The 21,771-nt window shown below is 53.0% G+C and carries 16 protein-coding genes; 6 read left to right on the top strand and 10 right to left on the bottom strand.

The annotated features are described in order from the left end of the window. Positions 1 to 61 precede the first annotated feature (61 nt). The 3 genes from C8E01_RS14715 (at position 62) to C8E01_RS14705 (ending at position 5,943) form a co-directional block, all read left to right on the top strand. Entirely contained in the window at positions 62 to 2,623 is a 2,562-nt protein-coding gene (locus tag C8E01_RS14715) for a PAS domain-containing protein (RefSeq protein ID WP_116544211.1), read from the top strand. 444 nt (positions 2,624 to 3,067) lie between these two features. Then, a complete protein-coding gene (locus C8E01_RS14710) occupies positions 3,068 to 4,765 on the top strand; it encodes a CoA-disulfide reductase (protein ID WP_116544210.1) in 1,698 nt (565 codons plus the stop codon). Between the two features lie 356 nt (positions 4,766 to 5,121). Beyond that, the gene (locus C8E01_RS14705; protein WP_116544209.1) at positions 5,122 to 5,943 is read left to right on the top strand and encodes a hypothetical protein; all 822 of its coding nucleotides are present in this window, start codon (positions 5,122 to 5,124) and stop codon (positions 5,941 to 5,943) included. Positions 5,944 to 6,005: 62 nt separating this feature from the next. Here the strand turns inward: C8E01_RS14705 and C8E01_RS14700 are convergent, their stop codons facing one another. The 3 genes from C8E01_RS14700 to C8E01_RS14690 form a co-directional block, all read right to left on the bottom strand. Continuing rightward, positions 6,006 to 6,494 carry a hypothetical protein gene (locus tag C8E01_RS14700; RefSeq protein ID WP_116544208.1) on the bottom strand — a complete coding sequence of 163 codons (489 nt, stop codon included), beginning with the start codon at positions 6,492 to 6,494 and terminating at the stop codon, positions 6,006 to 6,008. A gap of 14 nt (positions 6,495 to 6,508) precedes the next feature. Further along, positions 6,509 to 7,660 carry a zinc-dependent alcohol dehydrogenase gene (locus C8E01_RS14695; protein ID WP_116544207.1) on the bottom strand — a complete coding sequence of 384 codons (1,152 nt, stop codon included), beginning with the start codon at positions 7,658 to 7,660 and terminating at the stop codon, positions 6,509 to 6,511. A 255-nt stretch (positions 7,661 to 7,915) separates the two neighbouring features. Continuing rightward, the gene (locus tag C8E01_RS14690) at positions 7,916 to 8,095 is read right to left on the bottom strand and encodes a DUF1059 domain-containing protein (protein WP_116544206.1); all 180 of its coding nucleotides are present in this window, start codon (positions 8,093 to 8,095) and stop codon (positions 7,916 to 7,918) included. Positions 8,096 to 8,316: 221 nt separating this feature from the next. Here C8E01_RS14690 and uvrA point away from each other — a divergent pair, with 221 nt between their 5' ends. Next, positions 8,317 to 10,860 carry an excinuclease ABC subunit UvrA gene (gene uvrA / locus C8E01_RS14685; RefSeq protein WP_116544205.1) on the top strand — a complete coding sequence of 848 codons (2,544 nt, stop codon included), beginning with the start codon at positions 8,317 to 8,319 and terminating at the stop codon, positions 10,858 to 10,860. A 37-nt stretch (positions 10,861 to 10,897) separates the two neighbouring features. On the opposite strand, the gene C8E01_RS14680 is transcribed toward uvrA, so the two are convergent. Continuing rightward, complete coding sequence (locus C8E01_RS14680; RefSeq protein WP_116544204.1) at positions 10,898 to 11,578, bottom strand: hypothetical protein; 681 nt, start codon at positions 11,576 to 11,578, stop codon at positions 10,898 to 10,900. Between the two features lie 292 nt (positions 11,579 to 11,870). Here C8E01_RS14680 and C8E01_RS14675 point away from each other — a divergent pair, with 292 nt between their 5' ends. Further along, on the top strand, positions 11,871 to 12,398 hold the full coding sequence (locus C8E01_RS14675; RefSeq protein WP_116544203.1) for a hypothetical protein: 528 nt from the start codon (positions 11,871 to 11,873) through the stop codon (positions 12,396 to 12,398). A 98-nt stretch (positions 12,399 to 12,496) separates the two neighbouring features. On the opposite strand, the gene C8E01_RS14670 is transcribed toward C8E01_RS14675, so the two are convergent. From C8E01_RS14670 to C8E01_RS14645, 6 genes are all read right to left on the bottom strand, one after another. Next, complete coding sequence (locus C8E01_RS14670) at positions 12,497 to 13,813, bottom strand: RagB/SusD family nutrient uptake outer membrane protein (protein WP_116544275.1); 1,317 nt, start codon at positions 13,811 to 13,813, stop codon at positions 12,497 to 12,499. Positions 13,814 to 13,840: 27 nt separating this feature from the next. Next, entirely contained in the window at positions 13,841 to 16,852 is a 3,012-nt protein-coding gene (locus tag C8E01_RS14665) for a SusC/RagA family TonB-linked outer membrane protein (protein WP_116544202.1), read from the bottom strand. A gap of 51 nt (positions 16,853 to 16,903) precedes the next feature. Continuing rightward, a complete protein-coding gene (locus C8E01_RS14660; protein ID WP_116544201.1) occupies positions 16,904 to 18,103 on the bottom strand; it encodes an anhydro-N-acetylmuramic acid kinase in 1,200 nt (399 codons plus the stop codon). 149 nt (positions 18,104 to 18,252) lie between these two features. Beyond that, positions 18,253 to 18,933, bottom strand: a complete 681-nt coding sequence (locus C8E01_RS14655; protein ID WP_116544274.1) for an ABC transporter ATP-binding protein — start codon at positions 18,931 to 18,933, stop codon at positions 18,253 to 18,255. A 29-nt stretch (positions 18,934 to 18,962) separates the two neighbouring features. Further along, complete coding sequence (locus C8E01_RS14650; RefSeq protein WP_116544200.1) at positions 18,963 to 20,222, bottom strand: ABC transporter permease; 1,260 nt, start codon at positions 20,220 to 20,222, stop codon at positions 18,963 to 18,965. A 2-nt stretch (positions 20,223 to 20,224) separates the two neighbouring features. Continuing rightward, positions 20,225 to 21,301 (bottom strand): efflux RND transporter periplasmic adaptor subunit, encoded by a 1,077-nt coding sequence (locus C8E01_RS14645; RefSeq protein WP_165820656.1) that lies wholly within the window; start codon positions 21,299 to 21,301, stop codon positions 20,225 to 20,227. A 335-nt stretch (positions 21,302 to 21,636) separates the two neighbouring features. Between C8E01_RS14645 and C8E01_RS14640 the strand changes: the two genes are divergently transcribed. Then, positions 21,637 to 21,768, top strand: a complete 132-nt coding sequence (locus C8E01_RS14640) for a hypothetical protein (protein WP_317046913.1) — start codon at positions 21,637 to 21,639, stop codon at positions 21,766 to 21,768. Positions 21,769 to 21,771 lie beyond the last annotated feature (3 nt).

The following is a 21,771-nucleotide window of genomic DNA, read 5'->3' as shown; positions in this document are numbered from 1 at the left end:
ATGGCTTTTGAATTGTCTTTAAGAATAAAGATATTTAAAAAAATACGGATTCCGCTTTCAAATGACAAAAACCCGCACCATCTCTTCAGAAGTTTTACGCGCATTTGAGGCCGTTCCTGATCTCTACCTCATCCTCTCCACCGACTTCACTATACTGGGAGCCAGCAAGGCCTACCTGGAAGTCACTCAACTGGACGCAGAAGACATCAAAGGGCGTTACCTGTTCGACGTGTTCCCCGATAACCCCGGACTAGTGGAGGCAGACGGTAGCTTCAACCTGCACAAATCACTGGAATGGGTGTTGCAAAACAAAAAGCCACACCACATGGCGCTGCAGCGCTACGATATGCAGGTGCCTCCGGTAACGGGCACCTTTCTGGAAAAATACTGGCTACCTTCCAACACACCCGTGCTGGACGAGGAGGGCAACACCAGCTTTATACTCCACAAAGTACTGGATGTGACTGAACAGGTGCTGGTGAAGGAGCGACTGGAGCAAACCGAGCAGGAAGTGAGGGAAATGTACGGAGAGCAAAAGATCACGAAAGCGAAATTGGTGGCTGCTCGTGCCGAGGCTGAACTGGAGCGTCGCAAGCTGCACAATATTTTCATGCAGGCTCCTGCTATGATCTGTATTCTGGAGGGGCCGCAGCATGTGTTCACTTTCGCCAACCCAACCTACCAGCAATTGGTCGGTAACAGACCCATACTGGGCAAACCTATTTTAGAGGCGATGCCTGAGTTGGAGGGACAGGCGGTGATCACACTGCTAAACAAGGTATACCAGACCGGCGAAAGCGAATTTGCACACGAAATGCTGGTGCGCCTGGATCACACAAACTCCGGCACCCTTGGCAATAATTACTACAACTTCACTTACCAGGCTATCCGCAACCTGGCCGGCGACATAGATGGCATCATGGTATTTGCCTTTGAGGTCACTTCCCAGGTAGAGTCGCACCGTAACATGGAGACCGCCAACCAGGAGCTACACCGCATGCAGGAGGCACTGCTGCAACTGAACCAGGAATTGGAAAGGCGTATTGCTGAACGCACGGCAGAGCTAGAATTCTCCAAAGCGGCCATTGAAGCACAGCGCAACCGCTTGCATTCCATTTTCATGAATGCCCCTACGCCATTTCTGGTCGTGGAAGGGCCCGAATTTACGTTTCATCAGATCAATCCGGCTTTCAAAAGGGTGTTCCCCGGTAAAAACATGATCGGCAAAAACCTGCTCGAAGTGTTCCCCGAACTGCAGGGTACGCCTATTCCAAACATCCTGGAGAAGGTATACCGAACAGGTGAGAACTTTGAAGCCTTAGAGTATCCGCTTATGCTTTCGCGCCACGACGGCGCCGATCCGGAAGAAATCTATTTAACGTTCACTTACCAGGCGCGCCGTGATGAAAAAGGCGAGATAGATGGCGTACTGGTATTTGCCAGTGATGTGACCGAGCAAGTGAAGTCGCGACAGAAAGTAGAGCAGGGCGCCGAGCGGCTGCGCCTGATCACCGACGCCTTGCCAGTGCTGATTGGTTACCTGGACAAAGAAGAAAGATACCAGTTCACGAACAAGGCCTACGAGTCCTGGTTTCCGATTAAAGCAGATGAATTGATTGGCCGTCCCGTTCGGGACGTGGTGGGTGAAAGTGCCTACAGCGGCGTGAAGCAGTACATTGACCGTGCCCTGGCCGGTGAGCGACTCGACTTTGAGAGCCGCATGCCCTACCGCGAGGACTTCGTGAAGTACATCCACACCAGTTACGTACCGGACATAAGAGACGGGGAAGTGGCCGGGTTTTATACCCTGGTGCACGACATCACGGAGCCCACCATCGCCCGCCTGAAACTCGAGGAAAGTGAACATGAGGCCCGCGCCCTCACCGCCAAACTGGCCGCTGCCAACCTGGAGCTTTCGGAGACAAACGCACAGCTCACCCGCACCAACATCGACCTCGACAACTTCATTTACGCGGCCTCCCACGACCTCAAGGCCCCGATCTACAACATCGAGCGCCTGCTGCTTATTCTGATGGAATCGATACCGAGCGAGGCACAGGCCTCCAGTGAGCTGACACATGTGATCGAGATGATTGATAGCTCAATTAGCCGGTTTAAGCGCACGATCGATCATCTGACGGATGTGACCAAACTCCAGAAGGAAAACAGCCAGGAGGCGTCGGAGGTTAACCTGACTGAACTCATACACGATATTACACTTGACCTCAGCGCCCAGATTGAGAGCATGGATGCCAAAATTGAAGTGGACGTGGCAGCCTGCAGCGCTATCCGTTTCTCGGAAAAGAATTTGCGCTCTGTTCTTTATAACCTGATCTCTAATGCGCTCAAATACAGAGACCCGGAACGCAAGCCAGCTATTAAGGTCAGCTGTGAGGTAGCGGGGGATTACATTTTGCTGAAAGTGCGCGACAACGGCCTGGGCTTGAAACCGAGCGGGGTGGCCAAGATCTTCTCGATGTTCACCCGCCTGCACGATCACGTGGAGGGTTCGGGTATAGGACTGTACATGGTCAAGAAGATCGTGGAGAATGCGGAGGGCCGGATCGAGGTGGAAAGTGAGATTGGAAAAGGCTCTACTTTTAGCGTATACTTCAAACGGTAGCAGCCTGCGGATTTTTTCAGAACTTGCAGCTGTGCAATTGCGCTATACCCAGCTTATGAACACCAACCGTTTTCTGCCCAGGCACATGGCCGCCGAACTGCTGCAGCTTATCCGTTCTTCTGACTGCCAGACGGTTACGACCTTCAGGCGTAGCTGCCTATATCACCCTGCCTCTCCGTTAATTAACCTTACAGGCAGTAGGGTCATTACTTAAGTGCACAAACCTCCTTTCGTATCTCACATCCATTAGAGTTGTAAAACATTTTGGGGTAATAAAGTATAAAAGGGTCTTTTTATACTTTATTTTCGGTTGTGTAACATTCGTCACATTAACTGTACTCGTTTCACACCAATTTTGCATCACACAGAGAGTCATACTCTCTGTTGCTAAGGGCTACTAAAAGTGGGTCCGCAAAAACTTATACAACTCAAAAAATCAGCTATATGAAACCTGAGAAAATTGTAATCGTGGGAGGAGTAGCCGGAGGTGCCACGGCTGCAGCCAGACTCCGCCGCCTGAGCGAGAATGCACAGATTGTCCTAATTGAACGCGGCGAGTACATATCGTTTGCCAATTGCGGACTGCCCTATTACATTGGTGGAGCCATCGAGAACCGAAGCAAACTGCTCGTGCAAACCGTGGATGGCATGTCAGATCGCTTTAAGCTTGACATACGCAACCGCACCGAGGCGGTGCGCATCAACAGAGATGAAAAAACCGTGCTGCTGCAAGACCTTCGCACGCAGGAGTTCTATACAGAATCTTATGACGTACTCATATTGTCGCCTGGGGCTAAACCCATGCTTCCGCCTGTGCCAGGTATAGCAGAGGCTGCGCATTTGTTTACACTTCGCAACATCCCGGATACTGACAAGATCAAAGGGTTTGTGGACAAGGTACGTCCGCGCAGAGCCGCTGTGGTGGGCGGCGGCTTCATTGGCCTGGAAATGGCCGAAAACCTGCACGAACTGGGTATCGAGGTTAGTATCGTGGAACGCTCAAATCAGGTGATGGAACCACTTGATCCGGAAATGGCCGCCCCACTGCACCTGCACCTGAAGGAAAAAGGTGTTTCGCTATACCTTGGCGACAGTTTAGCCAGCATCGAGGACGAGGGCAAAAGGCTGCTGCTGCAGAGTGGTGCTGAAGTGCAGACCGACATGATTGTGATGGCTGCTGGCGTGCAGCCGGAGAGTTCGCTGGCAGAAGAAGCAGGTCTCGCTCTTGGCAACCGTAAAACCATTGCCGTGAATGAGTACTTACAAACTTCTGACCCCAGTATTTATGCCGTAGGCGACGCCATCGAGGTACAGGACTATGTGAACGGTACAGCCGGTTTTGTACCGCTCGCCTGGCCCGCCAATCGTCAGGGCCGCATCGTGGCCGACAACATACTCGGCAAGAAAACGCCATACCGGGGTACGCTCGGCACAGCCATTTCCAAAGTGTTTGACCTGACAGCCGCCACAACAGGCAATAACGAGAAAAACCTGGTGCGTCAAGGTATAGCTTATCGCACTGTGCACATACACCCCAACTCACATGCCGGCTACTACCCCGGTGCCAAGCCAATGGCCCTCAAACTCCTGTTTTCACCCGAAGATGGCCGCATACTGGGTGCGCAGGGTGTCGGCGAGAAAGGCGTGGACAAACGGATCGACGTACTGGCAACTGCCATCAAAGCCGGCCTGACTGTATATGATCTGCCCGAACTGGAACTGGCTTACGCCCCGCCCTATTCTTCTGCCAAAGACCCTGTGAATATGGCGGGCTATGTGGCTGTCAACTTGCTGGAGGGTATGCTGGAGACTGTGCAATGGCATGAGATAGATGAACTCTTGGCGACTGGTCATTACGTGCTGGACGTACGCGAGCACTCTGAGCGCCAAGCTGACCACATAGCTAATTCTGCTCACATTCCGCTACATGATCTACGCAACCGCTTAAGTGAGCTTCCAACTGGCGAGACCATTTATATTTACTGCCATGCCGGTCTGCGCGGCTACCTGGCCTTGCGCATCCTGCATGAAAACGGCTTTAAGGCAAAAAGTCTGGACGGTGGTTTTAAAACCTATGCTACTGCCCGCGACGGATCTCACGCCATGATCAGTACCAGTAGCCAGAAATTGGAAATTGCCTAATTGTATACCAGTGACACAACACAAATCCCCGGTAGGTATATCTCTTGCCGGGGATTTGTGTTTTTAACCAACCCAAAACCTCTGGGTATAGGCTATATGGATGTCATAGAAATTGTCTTTGGGTAACTTTTGCAACATGCCTCTGGTTGGGACCCACCAGATGGGATTTGCACCTTTCCAGCCTGGCATTGAAGTACGGGTTCTTGGCAATAGCCTTACCGAAGAATAGGGCTTAAGCATGGGAGATAAAGTTTTATATTTACGGCCCATACCTGTTACTTTTCAGGTATAGGTATAGCAGTGCTCAGCCTGGCATCGAAGAGCGTTGGTTATTGCTATACCCAATACGAACAACCATGAACAAATTTATACCTAAGGCCGTTGCTGCTGAACTGTTGCAGGAAATTTACTCGTCATCGACCAAGACAGTCTATGACTCTGAAAAGCACCGGCTGACGTTGCTAGACGAAGATGGAACAGAGCAGGTACATTTCCGCTTGCCACTATCTATACTCTATGCTGAATCAGGTATAGCCGAAGCCAAATCGGTAAATTACGTGGTCCTACTGATACAGGCGGGCCACTGTGCTATGGGTTATTTTGAGGATGGGCGATGCCTGAACCACAAAGTATTTCGCTCGTACATGGTGCGGCAGAAACAGGGCGTCAGCCAGATTAAGTATCTTAAGACAAAAGGCAAATCAAGGGCGGGCTCCCGGGTAAGGCTGGGCGAAACCGCTGAGTTTTTTGAGAACATCAACAACCGCCTGCAGGCATATTTTCAGGAACACCGCATCGACCGAATCGCCATGAGTTGTTCTAAAACCCTGTTGCCCTACCTGTATACCTCCGCCGTGCCCACACCATTCGATAAGCGCGATCCACGGCTGTTCAAAATACCGAAGCACATCCACACGCCCATCTACGAGGTACTGCTCGATACCAACCGCTTCCTGCAGCGGGGTGAGTTAATCCCCCTGACCGAAGAAGGATTTGCCGCCATCCCGCTGCTTCAGGATTTTTTGCTGCACCACTTAAACACTGATGATGCGAAGGACACCCCTACCGCCTTTGAGGATACTGCCGACGAGGTATATGTGACTGATGAATGGGATGATGAAGAAGACCTATCCTTTGATGATGAAGACGAAGAGGATGATATAGTAGATTGGGATTAAAGCAAAAAGGCAGCTACTTTACAGTAACTGCCTTCCTTATTGGCTATTGTCTAACCCTTCAGCTAATCCTTTTTGCGCGTGATCAACACCACGGCTGCAGTGGCCACCAGGGCCATAATGCCTACTTTTTGGATAAGTCCGCTGCGGTTGTGCTCCCAGTCGGCTTTCCAGCCTTTTTCGGCAAAGATGTTCGGCACGGTGCCTTTAGCAAAATCATCCAGCACGCCCTCTACCACATTCACGCGGTCTGCCATCAGCAGGGGCAGCCAGTGCAGGTAGCTGTTTTCGCTGTGCTTGAAGGCAAAACGCCGGATCATGCCGCTCAGTCCGCTTGGCGGCTCTGATGTTCCGAAAACGGCCGTTACATTGGGCCGCTCAATCGAGTGCAGCACTTCGATGTTGATGTCCTGCTGTGTCGGGCGCTCCCAACTGTAGCCCTCCTGCTCAGCGTCGGTGCGGTGTTTCATGGGGTACGTCGGATCGTTCTTCGGATCAGCGTCTATACCCCAGCCTTTTATATGCGAATAATCTTTTGGTGTCTTGTTTTCCATGGTCTTTCTCTCCTTTATCTGGCTGATGGCGGAATCAGGACAGGCTTGATGCAGTTGTCCAGTTTCTCTGAAAAAATATGGTAGGCATCTGCTACGTCTTCAAGCGGCACGCGGTGCGTGATCAGCGCTTTCGGATTGAGGATGCCATTCTGCACGTGGTCGATCAGCCTCGGCAGAAGACGCTTCACGGAGGCCTGGTTCGCCCGAATAGTGAGACCTTTGTTTACCACATTACCGAGCGGGAAGAGATTATCCGTTGGACCGTATATACCTACAATCGACACAATGCCACCCTTTTTTACAGAGTTAACAGCCCAGTGCGCAGCCGTGGCAGAGCCAGCCTGCAGCAGGAGTTTGCGCCCCGTAATGGTTTGCATCACGTTACCGGTTGCTTCAGCGCCTACAGCGTCAATCACCACATCAGCGCCCATCCAATCGGTCGTCTTCTTTACAAACACCACCGGGTCGTCCATCTCTTCGTAGTTGTAGGCCTCGCAACTGGCGTAGTTGCGCACGAACTCCAGGCGGTATTCCACTTTGTCGATCACAATCACGCGGCCAGCGCCGAAGAGCCAGGAGCAGCGTGCCGCCATAATCCCGATCGGACCGGCACCAAAGATCACGACTGTATCGCCCTTCTGTATACCGCCCATCTCGGCAGCCTGGTAGCCGGTTGGCACCACGTCTGTCAGCAGCACGGCATCGTCAGGGTCCATTCCTGGAGGTATAACGGTTGGCCCGACATCCGCATAAGGTACGCGCACATACTCTGCCTGTCCCCCATCGTAGCCACCGGCCGTGTGTGAGTAGCCGAAGATACCTCCTACCGCAGTCGCCTGTGAGTTGGACTCATGGCAGTTACCAAAGAGGCCCTGCTTACAGAAATGGCATTTACCGCAGGCGATGTTAAACGGCACGATCACCATATCGCCCACTTTGAGCTTCTGTATTTCAGATCCGATTTCAATTACTTCTCCAATAAACTCGTGGCCAAAGGTCATGCCCACGCGGGTGTCGGGCACGTTACCGTTGTAGAGGTGGAGGTCCGAGCCACAGATGCAAGAGCGCGTTACACGCACGATGGCATCCTGGGGATGCAGAATCTTGGGCTCTGGTTTTTCGTCAATGCGGACCCGTTGCGGCCCGCGGTAGTTCATTGCCAGCATAAGTTAGTTTTCAGTTTGTCGTCAAATATGCTCTCTCTTCCACCCTGGTCGGGCTTCCGAATCAAGTTTAATTAAATACTAATCTATACCTTAATAGTTGCAGAAATTGTATTTTTAAAAGAAATACCTATATACATATGCACTTATACTGGCTATCGAGAATCCTGTAAAAATGACCCGCCCCATAACATGAAAAAGGCACAGGTATAAACTGCGCCTAACTGAAAAAATGATACAATGCTGCCTTTGTAAGTACTATGGTCTGCCGTCGTCCCTGATCTTGGTTTTGATCTGCTCGGCCATTTGAGGCGTTACATCTACGTGATGCACATCGTGCGCATGCTTACTGGCCTGCGCCAGCACTTCCTGTTCGGTGTTGGCCTTTACTTCGGCATTGCAGTCAAAGCCGACATCCCTGCATTTGAGTGTTTTCATATTTTAGTTGGTTTGGTGTCTGAATCAAATAGCCCAACTAGTTTATACCTTATTGTTTTTCAATTAGTTATAATTCCAAAGAAATTCTTTGTACCAGTTTGGGGGAGGATGCTGAGATGTGGTTATACCTTACCAAAAAGCCCAATCCTGCGTACACTCAACAATTTTCTTTTGCGACAGGATGCTATACCTTCGCAGCATTGCAGTTTATACCACAACACATGGCTAATCTAAAACAGGATCAGACTACAACAGGGCAATTCAAGGGGTTTGTAGAAGTACGGGGTGCGCGGGAGCACAACCTCAAAAACATCAGCCTGTCCATACCTCGCGATGCCCTGGTGGTGTTTACAGGCGTTTCGGGTTCTGGTAAGTCGAGTCTGGCTTTCGGAACGCTTTATGCCGAAGCGCAGCGCCGCTACCTGGAGTCGGTGTCGCCGTACGCCCGCCGGCTTTTTCATCAGATGGCAGTGCCCGAGGTGGATGCCATAAACGGCCTGCCCCCCGCTGTGGCCCTGCAACAGCAGCGCGGTACCCCCACTACCCGTTCCTCAGTGGGCAGCGTCACGACACTTTCCAACCTGCTGCGCATGCTTTATTCCCGTGCGGGCGACTACCCCGAAGGGCAGTCCATTATCTACGCAGAGGCCTTCTCGCCCAACACCGCCGAAGGAGCCTGCCCGACCTGCCACGGCCTGGGGCGCATGTATGATGTCACCGAAAAATCGATGGTGCCCGACGATTCGCTCACCATCCGGGAGCGGGCCATTGCGGCATGGCCTACAGCCTGGGGCGGCCAAAACCAGCGCGACATCTTGGTGACGTTGGGATTTGATGTGGACAAGCCCTGGCGTGACCTACCCCAGAAAGACCGTGACTGGATCCTCTTTACAGACGAGCAGCCCGTTGCGCCGGTATACCCTGGCTATACCCCCGAAGAGACACGCCGCGCCCTCAAACGCAAAGAAGAGCCCAACTACATGGGCACCTTTAGCAGCGCCCGCCGGCATGTGTTCCATACCTTCGCCAACACCAACAGCCCGCTTATGAAAAAGCGGGTGATGCAGTATATGCTGAGCACCGACTGCCCTACCTGTCAAGGCAAGCGCCTGCGACCGGAGTCACTGTCGGTGAAGTTTGCCGGCTACGATATCACAGAGCTTTCACGCTTGCCTTTGAAGAGAGTGCAGGCCGTACTGAAGCCTTTTGCACGGGGCACCGAGCCGGGCCATGCCCGCACGGAAGCCGAGCACCCGGAGCAGGCAATCGTGGCCAAACGCATTGCAGATGACCTGTGTGCACGCATCGATGTGCTACTCGACCTGGGACTGGGATATTTATCGCTTGAGCGCAGTACACCGACCCTTTCTCCCGGCGAACTGCAGCGCCTGCGCCTGGCCACGCAGCTTTACTCGCACCTGTTCGGGGTGGTGTATGTGCTCGACGAACCCTCCGCCGGTCTGCACCCCGCCGACAAAATAGCGCTACTCCGGGCCCTTGACGGACTCAAGAAAGCGGGTAATTCCCTCTTTATCGTTGAGCATGACCTGGAAGTGATCCGCCATGCCGACTGGATTGTGGATGTGGGACCTGCTGCTGGTGAGAAAGGTGGTGAGATTCTGTACAGTGGTCCGATGGAAGGATTGCGGCAAGTGGAGGCCTCCCATACAGGCGCGTATCTGTTCGGCAAAGCAAATGGCTTCAACTCCGATCCGCGTGCACCCAAAAACTGGCTTAAACTAAGCGACGTTAGTCGAAATAACCTGCACAGCCTGTCCGCCGAGTTTCCGCTTGGCGTGTTCACTGCTGTGACGGGCGTATCGGGCTCCGGTAAGTCCAGCCTGGTGAGCCAGGTGTTGGTGGATCTGGTAGCCGCCCATCTGGGACACCAACTGCCTGTAGAAGAAGAGGAAGGCGACGAACTGGAGCGTGATATACCTGTCACCACCGTAGGCCATGTTACAGCAGGTATAGAACAGATCAAACGGCTGGTGCGCGTGGACCAGAAGCCCATCGGCCGGACGCCGCGCTCCAACATGGCCACCTACACCGGTTTGTTCGATCATGTGCGCAAGCTTTTTGCCAGCACGCCGCTTGCAAAAAAACGTCGCTACGATGCCGGCCGATTTTCCTTTAACGTCGCCAAGGGGCGCTGTGAGAATTGCCAGGGAGAAGGCTTTGTGATGGTAGAGCTCCTCTTCTTGCCGAGTGTATACGCCCCCTGCCCTGTGTGCCACGGCGCGCGCTACAATGCCCAAACCCTGGAAGTGACCTACCGGGACAAGAACATCGCCGAAGTGCTTGATATGACGGTGGACGCGGCGTGGGAGTTTTTTGATGAGGAGCCCGCTGTGCACCGTGCGCTCACTATGCTGCGCGAAGTCGGCCTGGGCTACCTGCGACTCGGGCAACCCGCCACAGAGTTGTCGGGTGGTGAGGCGCAGCGCATCAAGCTCGCTACCGAACTGCAGCGGTCACAACGCGGCAATACCCTGTACATTTTAGACGAACCTACCACCGGTCTGCACCCCGCTGATGTCGACAAGCTCATGACGCAGCTTCACCATTTAGTGGATGCCGGCAACACCGTGATTGTAGTAGAGCACGACATGCGCGTAGTAGCTGCCAGCGACTGGGTGATCGATATCGGTCCTGGTGCCGGAGAAGAAGGCGGCAATATTGTCGCGGCAGGATCTCCTGCCCTTATCGCCAAATCAAAGGAAAGTAAAACAGCGCCCTTTTTGAGAGCGCTGTCAAAAAGGTAACTACTTCGTGCTTATTCCTTACAAAGAGAATAGGACATTACAAAGAGAATAGGACATTCGCCTGCAGGATTGACTCGTCGAGGCCCGCTATACCTACCACGTTGCGCCAGTAGCGCCACTCCGAGCCGACGTATACTTTACCAGGTTTGTCCCAGAAATTGCCCAGGTCCACGTGCAGTTGTGGCTGCGTCAGGTACTGCGTGGTGCCCGGCCCACGGTCCCCGATAAAATCCATGAAGCCCCGGAAGCGGAAGCGGAGACGCTCTGAAACAGGTATAGGAATGTCCCAGCTGGGCGTGAACTGGTAGGTGCCGTTGTATTCGCTGCCCTGCTGTTTGTAGTAGTAGGTCTCAAACTGCAGCAGTCCCTGGCCGGGAAGGCGGAATTTAAAGGCTGGCCCTGCCGTGTAGACAAAGAAATCCTGGTCGCCACCGAACAGGACGTTCATTCCACCCCCTACCAGCACATCGCTGATCGGACCCAGGCTGACATTGCGCCCGGTGGCACGGCTCAGGCTCAGTTTAGGATACCACTCCAGGTATAGATTTGGCGCCGCCAGGCTGGCATCGTTGTAGAGGTCGGCAAAACCGAAGTGCTCGAACGCACCCAGGTCGCCAAAGTGCTCCAGGGTGATTGTAGCCAGCTGACCGGACTGGTTCAGGCTACGGCCATAAAGTAACTGTACATTCGAGCCACCTTTGTAGTTTACCTGCGCCATGGCCTGACTGGTGAACAATAGTGCGAAGACAAAAAAAAGCGCCTTCCTGCAACATCTCCATGAATAGTATTTTGCCATGCCTATATAAAAACTGATGAATTGATAGAACATTATTTGAGTGCAAAGGTAGTACTTATAAAAGACACAGCGATAATTGAAAAAAAGAGCACTTAAATAGTATTACTATTATTTACAGAGCATTATAAGTAATTCATGAATTGACATTTATCCTATTGTTGTCCTTTTGCTAAAATGTGTATTTTTGCAGAATACTATCTTTTTACTTTGTGCGATGGAATACAGGTTCGTGCATCATTGGAATTATGCGCTCCGTGAGGATGAGCACCGTATACTGGAATCTGCCATTTCACTTACCTCACAACCGCGCGGCCAGGCTTTCCTGCAGCGGGCGGCTGAATTCATCACAGCGCACGCGAAGGTGCAGTATGTGGTGATCGGTAGTTTAAGTGATGATGGCAGGCACGTCGTTACGAAGGTATTAACGAAAGACGGGGAAATCCAGTCCAACATCACCTATCCCCTGCAGCACTATCCCTGCGATTCTGTCCTGACCCAACGCTTCTGTTACTATCCCAACAACGTACAGCGCCACTTCCCACGCGACATCGGGCTACAGGTATTGAATATCGAAAGCTACTTGGGCAGCATTTTCCTGACCGAAGACGGCGAACCCGTCGGGCTGATCGCCTTGATGAGTGACAAACAACTCGAAAATGCCGCTTTTGCCGAGCACCTGGTACTGGTGCTAAGTCCTGCCATCGAAGAGGAATTGATCCTGCAGCGCAGTCCTTCACGTTAAACTTACCAAGTACATAAAAAACCTCTGCCGACTTCCAGCGTCTGTGCTGCAGTGGCAGAGGTTTTTGCTATATCAGAAACAGGTATAGCCTCCGGGTCCTAAATAGCAGGATCGTTTGGCGTATTCGGATTGTTACGTCGCTCCTGGTCCGGATACGGGTAGAAATTGCGATTACGTTCGCTCAGGTTATCCGGTGGTCCCGGACGGTTGAAACGGCGACTGTCCTCCCATTTTTGTCCGCTCAGGTATAGCTCAGCAGACCGCTGTTTGTATACCTCCAGGAGCAGGGCTTCTCTTGTCATAGGTCCGCTGTAAGCCGGCAAACCCGCATGCACGCTAAAAGGATCACCGGCAGTCTGTGTCCGCACCTGGTTGATCAGCGCTAGTGCCTCGTCCTGGGAGCCGTTGTTTCGCAGCAGCGCTTCTGCTTTGATGAGCTTCATTTCATCGGGCAGGTATGCCGGGATGCCAGTGGTCTGCGTGTTGAAAAAACCTGCCAGTGTCATCACCCGGTCCCCGGCCACATCAGCTCCCGGCTCTGTCATGTAGAAGTTGTATCGCCTGTCTCCTGCTTCAAAAAGCGCATCTGGCAAACCGAACTTATCACGTGGTCTGAAATAGGCCAGGATAAAAACAGTGTTGTAAACCGGGTTCGGACTCAGTGTGCTGTACACGAACTCAGAGCGTCTGGTCAGATCCACTTTGTCTGCATTGGAGATGGCCGCGTCATAGTTTCCTGCATAAAGATTGTAGCGGGCACTGTAAGCGTACAGCGTATTGCGTAAGTCGAAAGCGGTGCCGGTGACCTGCGTCGTAAATTCTGGTGAAGGTGGTATAGCCTCGATCAGGGCGATGCCTTCGTTCAGATGCGCAATGGCGGCTGCCAACACCTCTGCCCGGGAGTTAAAGGTTACCCTGTCGGTCCGGCTCGTTTCCAAATTGGCCTGTTCGAAGGCGTTGATCAGGTTGCCGAGCGCCATGGCATTGAACAAATGCGCATGCGCCATGACCCCACTCAGTGTTCCTCCTGTCAGGGTTGGTATGTTAGGGGCGTTTTCCAGAATCTGCTCGCTCATGTACATGACGCGCTGCATACGGGACCAGAGTCCGAGTATGTTGCCGTTAAACGTTGGCAGGGCAGTTCCGCCCGCCTCCAGTTCGAGCACGTTGGTAAAGGTGGCCACCCCTTTCATCTCCCGGCCCGTCACACCCGGGTATAGCAGGGCGGCTTCCAGGCCTGCGGTAGAGTAAAACTGGCGCATCCCCACACTCAGGGCTACGATGCCTTCGCGGGAGTTCAGCACCTCAACGTCACTGGCTGCATTGGGATTGGGTATATCCAACTCGCACCCACTCGACAGCAGCAGACAGCCCGAGAGCAAACCCACTTTTAAGTAAGAAGCTATATTTTTCATGTTGTTGATCATTAGGTTGAAGAAGAATTAGAAAGTAAAGTTGAGGCCCAGCGCATAGGTTCTCGGGATCGGCACCTCCACAAAGTCGAAGCCCCGCACGGCATTGGTCTGGCCAGCGGCGTTCACTTCCGGGTCATAGCCACTGTAGTCGTCAATCGAGAACAGGTTACGGCCCGCCAGGCTGAGGCGCACGCTATTACCTCCTAAAAAGGCCGGCTTAAAGTCATAAGCCACCGACACCTCTCTCAGCTTAATAAAAGAGCCATCTTCAATGTAATTCTCAAAAATCCCGAACAGCGCAGCGGAGGTTCCTTTCGGCACTTCCCCTCTTAGTTCAGGCTCGTAACCGGCCAGTCCGCCATACAGGTCGCGCTCACCCACACGACGGGTGAAGTTGAATACATCAAACCCGTAAACCGCATCAAACTGCGTGCGGAAGGACAGGCGGTCACCAACCGAGATGTCGTTCACCCAGGAGCCGGTCCAATCCGGGTTCGGGTCGCCGATCACCTTCGGCACGGTGGCGCCCATCGGCTGTCCGTTTTCAGGATTGCGTCCCGCCCGCTCAGGCTGTGGCAACCCGGCAGGATTCAGCAGCAGCGATCCATCCGGATTTCGGGCAAAATACGTGCTGTAGAAAGAGCCAAGCGGATACCCGTCCACGGCGGCTACCTGACCAAAACCACCCGGGAATGGCAGCACACCGCCCGGTATGTTGTTCACTTCGTTTTTGTTGCGGGAATAGATCAGCGTCGAGGTCCAGCGCACGCGCTCTGTCTGCACAGGAGCGCCTGTGACCATCAGCTCAAACCCTTTGTTGGTCATGGTACCAATGTTGGCGTACTGGTTCAGGAAGCCGGACGAAGGCGTCAGGCCGATGAACAGCAACAGGTCTTCCACATCTTTCTTGTACACAGAGAATTCGAGGCCCAGCCTACCGCCCAGGAAGCTCATGTCGGCACCAAACTCTGTTTCTACCTGTCGCTCTGGCTTAATGCCGGAGTTGCCTAATAAAGTGGATGGGATAACGCCCGGCAGGCCCGGCAATGAAACAGGGTTGTAATTGGTATAGCGGTCATAGGCTCCGATCGCCGTCAGGTTACCCGCCTGGCCGTAGGAGGCACGTAGTTTGAAAATAGGTATGATCTCACTGAGCCCCTGCCAAAAGGTCTCGTTGGAAACCAGGTAGCTGGCACTTAGTTTCGGATAGAACTGCCACCTGTTGTCCTCCCCAAACACAGAAGACACGTCGTAGCGACCAGCACCCGTCAGAAAGAAACGGTCACCGATTCCAAACGTCTGTTGCGCGAAAAACCCCATGATGTTGATATCGGCACGGCCATCGCCGGAGACTACCGTAGCACCGCCGGAACTAACCTGAGCGATCGGCCCAAGCTGCGTGCCTGTTATACCTGTCGAGTAGTATTTCTCGGTTTGTACCGTTCCCCCTATACCTGTCGTGGACTCCAGCCAGTCGGTCAGGAAAGTGCGGTAAGAGGCATTCAGGTCGTTGTTGAGCAGATAAGAGGTGCGATCGGCACGGCGTGAGTAGCCTGCATCGTAGGATGGGGTTGTGTTGCCCACCGGTATATAACCGGTCGCGATTTGGGTGGAGTTATCAAAACCGAGCACATAACTCACGTTCAGGCCATTGATCGGGGTGAGGTTTACCTGAAAATCGCCAATGAAACGGTTGGTCCGCTGCCCGAAATCAAAGCGGTTGATGGCCTCAAGCGGGTTGGTGCGGCGAAGAATAGCGGTAGGTGCTGTAGAAGGGTATATTCCGTTCACCGGCTCAGGGTTGATGAAGTTGTTGCTGAAGATAAAGCCTGTCAGAGCCCCATAAGCCTCGCTTAGACCACCGTTTGGAATCTCCTCACTTGTGCTGAGCACATAGTTGGCTCCTAACGACACCGAGATCCAGTTATTAATTGTCTGGTCTAAGCGCATGCGGGCGCCTCCCCGCTTAAAGCTCGTGTTGTCGATAATGCCCTGATTGCTCAAGAAGTTGCCGCTCATGTAATATTGGGTATTCGCGCTGCCCCCCGAAACCGACACATTGTTCTCGGTACCAAAGGCTGTCCGGAAGATCATGTCCTGGAAGTCATAGCGTGTAACTGGCTCCTGTGTAAGGTCCGAAGCAAGATTGTTCACAAAGCGGAAAGGGTACTGGTTGTAATCGAGTGTCTTGCGCACTTCATTTACCCGGAACTGGGTCGAGACCGTTATTTTGGGCTTACCTTCCACTCCGCGTTTGGTAAAGATCTGCACCACGCCGTTGCTGGCCCGTGACCCGTAAATAGCGGCTGCAGCGGCTCCTTTGATGATCTCAATGCGGTCAATGTCATTGGGGTTAATGTCCACCAATCGGTTCTGCGCATAGCCGCCCAGGTCAATCAGCTCAGGCGAACTGTTGTTAATGATCACCCCATCCACAATGTAGAGCGGATCACCAGAGCCCACTACGGTGCTGGTACCCCGTAGGCGCACACTTATACCGCCGGCTGGGTTACCCGAGTTCTGGCTGATCTGGGCGCCGGCCACTTTGCCTGCCAGGGCCTGGTCCACTGAGGTGGCGACGCTGTTTTCGAGTGAGTTTGCGGAGACGGTAGAGATGGCGTTACCCAGCTGCTTTTTGCTGGTCGCTACCGAGGTACCGGTCACCACCACTTCATCAAGCCCCACAATATCCTCTCGTATCTGCACGTCCACCTGCACCGTTTGCTGATCGCCCAAGGTAACGGGGCGTACTTCAGGTCTGAAGCCTATAAACGAGAAGGTGAGTTGGTAACTACCCGGTGGTAAGGCAGCCGACAAGTTGTACACACCGTTTGCATCAGTTGCTGTGGCAATGTTCTGGTTCTGAAACTTCACCACCACACCAGGCAGCGGCGATTTGGTACGGGCATCGGTAACGGAACCCGTAATGGTGTAGCGTGCCCCTTGCGCTATGGCCAACTGACAGGCAGCTGACAACAGGAAGAAACACAACAGGATAGCCTTTCCGGAGGCCTTCCCAATCACGTAAATTTTTTTCATAGTGCCTCTTATTTTGTACAGTTAAAAATGTGATGTATTGGTTTTCAAGATTTATTCAGGTAAACTGATTTTCCCCATCAGCACGGAGGGCACACGCCGCTTGCCAGGACCAAAGGAAATAGGCTCTCCCACGAGACACTCATTGGCCAGGGTGGCAAACAGTACTGCCTCTTTCGCATCCGGCGACACTCCGAGTTCGGCCGTGTCGCGCACAGTGGCACCCGGCAGAAGTGCCTTTATGTTCTGAATGAGCAAGGGGTTGTGCATACCGCCGCCACTCAGGAAAATTTCAAAGTCCGCATTGCCGAGTGAGCGACTTAGGGCCCCACAGATGGCCACAGCCGAGAAACGATTCAAACTCGCCAACACGTCCTCAGGCGACAGGTGCTCCGTGTCGGATCTGCGCTGCGCCGCTTCCAGGTATGCGAGGTTGAACAACTCCGGGCCAGTCGTTTTAGGGAAGTCCTGCTCAAAGAAAGGATGGTAAAGCAAGCTGGCGACCAGTGCCTGGTTGTAAGTCCCTTTCATCGCGATGGCAGCGTCTGCGTCATAATAAGTGCCAGGAAACTGCTGCTGCACATAGGCGTCCATTAGCGTGTTGCCTGGTCCTACATCGGTCGAGAAGATGCGGCTCGTGTCCAGGTCGCCCGGTAGGAACGTGAAGTTGGCAATGCCGCCGATGTTGAGCATGATCCGGTTCTGGTCCTTCTTCGAGAAAAGCAGGTAGTCTCCATACACTGCCAGCGGGGCGCCCTCGCCTCCTGCCGCCACATGTTTCTGCCGGAAGTCGCTTAGTGTGATAATACCCGTCCCCATGGCAATGTGATCGCCGTCGCCGATCTGCAGCGTCGCATCCGGCATACCGGCTATACCGTGCAGTGAAGCTGGTGCGTGGTAAATGGTCTGGCCATGGCTGGCAATCACGTCAACTTCGGAGGATTCCACCCCCCACTGCTGCAGGCTTTTGCTGATGAGGTCCGCATGGAAGCGCCCGATGTAGGCGTTGAGCAGGCAGACACGCTCCAGATCGACTTCTCTTTTTGAGAAGATCGCCTTCACCTCCTTTTTAAAAGTATCATCGTAGGGCATGGTCACAAATTCTCGCAGTTTCATGCGGGTTTCGGTCCCCTGCCCCTCAAATTCACAGAGCGCAATGTCGAGGCCGTCCAGCGAAGTGCCCGACATCAGACCTATGATGGTTCTTCTTTCTTTACTGGCAACCTCGAAGAGCTGCGCTAGTACTTTATTCATAACAACTAGATTTTTTTGTAATATAATAAGTCAAAAGAACCATAGGTTCTTCATACGAATTACATAAGCGTTAGGTAATATAGATACAGGCGAATTTCCGCATATTCAGGCAAAAACTCACAAGAAGGTTGGTGTTATGACGGGTTTAATCAGATTCGGATGATCCGCCCATCCTCCATTTCAATGATACGGTGGCTGTTTTCGGCAAATTCTGTGTCGTGTGTAACAATGAGCAGGGTTTGGTTGTGCTCCTCGGTAAGTTCTTTGAAGATGTTGAACACGATATCGCTGTTGCGCTTGTCTAGGTTGCCGGTGGGCTCGTCGCCCATGATGACGTGTGGATCGTTGATGAGGGCGCGGGCAATGGCGACCCGCTGCTTCTCCCCTCCCGAAATGCGGTAGGCCGACTGCTTGGCCAAGTGATCTATCCCCAGCATTTTGAGTCGCTCCATGGCACGGTGCTCTACTTCCTGCTCGCTATACCTGCCCAGTTTCAGGCCAGGCAACATGACGTTGCGCAGCACCGTAAATTCGTTAAGCAGGTAGTGAAACTGGAACACGAAGCCGATCTTCTCGTTGCGGATGCGGGCCAGTTCAGGATCGGGGCGCCCGGACATCAGTTCCTTGTCGATAAATAGCTCGCCGGTATAGTCGGTGTCCATGGTGGAGAGGATGTAGAGGAGCGTGGACTTGCCGCAGCCCGACTTGCCGATCACCGACACGAATTCCCCTTTGTTTACTGTGAACGTGATATCGCGGAGCACCTGCACCGTCACGGGGTCGTGAAACGCCTTGTTGATCCCCCTCGCTTCGAGTATAACTTCCTGCATCTTTTCGTTGCTGCCTTTCATACCTTTACCTATTTGCCCCTGATGATCTCAACAGGGTCCACCTTGCTCGCCTTGCGGGCCGGGAAGAAACCGGCGAAGTAGGTCGTGATCAGTGAAAAAGTACCGCCGATAAAATAGAATACCGGATCATAGTTAACCGGATAGGTTTTGATGGTAGGCAAGGCAGACGTGTTAAATGGGATGTTGTCGATGATGAGCGAGAACACGAAGCCGAAAACCAGTCCCAGCAAACCGCCAAACAAGCCGATGCTCATAGCGATGACCAGAAAAACCAGGTTCACATCACGACCAGAAAAGCCGGTGGCCTTGAGGATAGCGATGGAGTCCATCTTCTCGTAGATCATCATGTTGAGGATGTTGAAAATGCCGAAGCCCGCCACGATCAACAGTGTAATGCCCACCGCATACGAGATGAGCGAGCGCACACTGCTGCCTGTCTCAAACTGCGCGTTGGCCGTTTGTATGTCTTCGGCATCAACCTGGAAAAGCTGCGCATACTCCCTGGAAACGGCCGGGGCCTGCTCCAGGTCATGGAGCTTTACCTGGATGTCAGTCATGTAATTGGCTGGCTTGCCGAGCAGTTTTTGGGTAGTCGCAATGGAGGCGTAGCTTTGCACCTTGTCGATCTCCTGTATACCTGATTGAAAATACCCGACTACTTTCAGCGGAAAACGCTCGCCCTGTGCTGTCGTCACCTGCACCACATCACCTATATCGGCCACCAGTATTTCGGCCAAACCCTTGCCCAGTATAATGCTGTTGGCCACGTTTTTGGCATCGATGGGATCTCCCGCTGTCACATAATCCTGAAAGTTGAACAGGCGGCTCTCCTCCTCCACGTCCACCCCATTGATCACGCCGGTAATATCAATCGTACCCTCGTTAAAAAAAACCTGCGCAAGGAGCTTAGGGGTGGCGCCCAATACTCGTTCGTCGGCTTTCACGGCCTGCAGAATTGGACCGCTGTTGTAGATCTCCTGCCGGGTGACGCCGGCTTTTACGGAGCTGATGAAATTGTAGGAATCCTTGTACTGCCCGGCTACATTAACCGGCTGGTTCTCGCTGGGCTTAATCTCGTTATAGAGCCGTACATGGGGCGTTCGGTTTAGGATGAGGCCATCGAGCAGGTCGTTGAGGCCATTCATGAAACCGAGCAGGGTGATGAACATCGCGATGCTGAAGGTTACCCCAACGGCAGCCACCAGCGTCTGCCGCCAGCGGGCCAGTAGCATGGATTTCGCTATGCTGAATATGAGTTTAACATTCATCGCTAAGGCTTCACAAGCACATCTTCTTTGGACAATCCCTCCACTATCTCCACTTTCTGGTAATCTTTCAGCCCGACCTTCACAGGCACACGCTCATCTTTATCCTTCAGCACGTAGGCACCGTCCACCAGGTACTCCCGGGGGATGGTCAAGGCATTCTTTTTAGCCTGGATGATGATGTTGGCCTCGGTAGTCAGATTGGGATAAAGCGCGTCGGGCATGGTCACAAACTCTGCCTCCACGGTAAAGGAACGGGTGCGCTCGTTCATGGCCGGGTTGATCTTGGTGATGCGCCCCTCAAACACCTGCCCTCTGTAGCTATCGAGGTTAAGCAGAACCTGCTGGCCTGGCTTCACACGGGCAATGTCGTATTCGTCTACCTGCAGCTCCAGTATAAATTCATTGGCATCGCCCACCACCGCAATCGGCACCTGCGGACTCACCAGTTCCCCCTTTTCGCGGAGCATGCTGTATACCTTGCCGTCTGTTTCGCTTTTCACGTGATAGTCGTCGCGCAGGGTCTGGCTGATCTGCAGGTTTTTCTGAGACTGGAGGGCGGCAAAGTCGAGTTGCTTTTTGAGGTCGTTGTAGCGCAGGCGGGCTGAGCGGTAGGCTGTCTGGGCGTTTTTGTAGGCTAGTTCGCGCTGCTCCAACTCCACCCGGGTGCCGATCTGGTTGGCCCACAGGTTGCGCTGCCGTACTAGTAGCAGCGAGTCGTTCTGCATGCGACTGCGGGCCAGGTCGATCGCCTCCTGCAGCTCAGTCAGTTTTTCGGAATTTGCTCCGACACGGGCGTATTCTGCAGCCAGGCGGGCATTCTCTGTATTCAGTTGGGCAGCCTGGTTGCTAATGCGGACGAGCGTTTCGCCCCGCCGCACGGTATCTCCCTCCGTCACGAGTATCTCTTCAATGATGCCGCTCACGATCGGGTATACCTGGTACTGGTTGCGGCTTTTCACGAGGCCGGAAGCGTACACGGCTTCCGAAATATCTTCCACGGCCGGCTGTGTTGTTTCCTGTTGGCCTCCACATGAGGAGAAAAAAACCAGCAGCAGTAGCAGTTGCAAATTGCGTTTCATTGACATGATACCTCAAACGTAAAGGACCCGATGCAGCAGCATTTTTAACCGTAACCGGCTATGGTTTCGCTAGACCGGCTATACCGGCCGCAGACAGGGCTGGCAAGGTGCTGCGCTTCAAATGTACTACATTCAGCATACGATTTCATTATTATGCGGAAGCTAAAAAGCATATTATTGCATAACTGATATATGTTTCTCTCAGAAATGACAAGTGTCATAAAAAGAGCCTTTCGGTCTTACGAAATTTGTCAGACAGTGAACCTATAATTCCAGAATAAATAAAACCGTGAGCGGGGTGATATCTGAAAAAGAAGAAACTGTTCTGTGGCAAAGTGGCGCTGGTAACTGGACGGCTGGGCGAGCCAGAGGAAGTTGCCGAGCTGGTCATTAGGCTAAGGTCCGATAAGGCCTCTTTCGCGACAGGCTCTTACCACGCCGTAGACATTGCCTACCTGACACAGTAAATA

Source organism: Pontibacter virosus, assembly GCF_003096355.1.
GTDB lineage: Bacteria > Bacteroidota > Bacteroidia > Cytophagales > Hymenobacteraceae > Pontibacter > Pontibacter virosus.
Note: the sequence above shows the minus strand (reverse complement) of the source record. Positions and strands in the feature narration are given on the sequence as shown.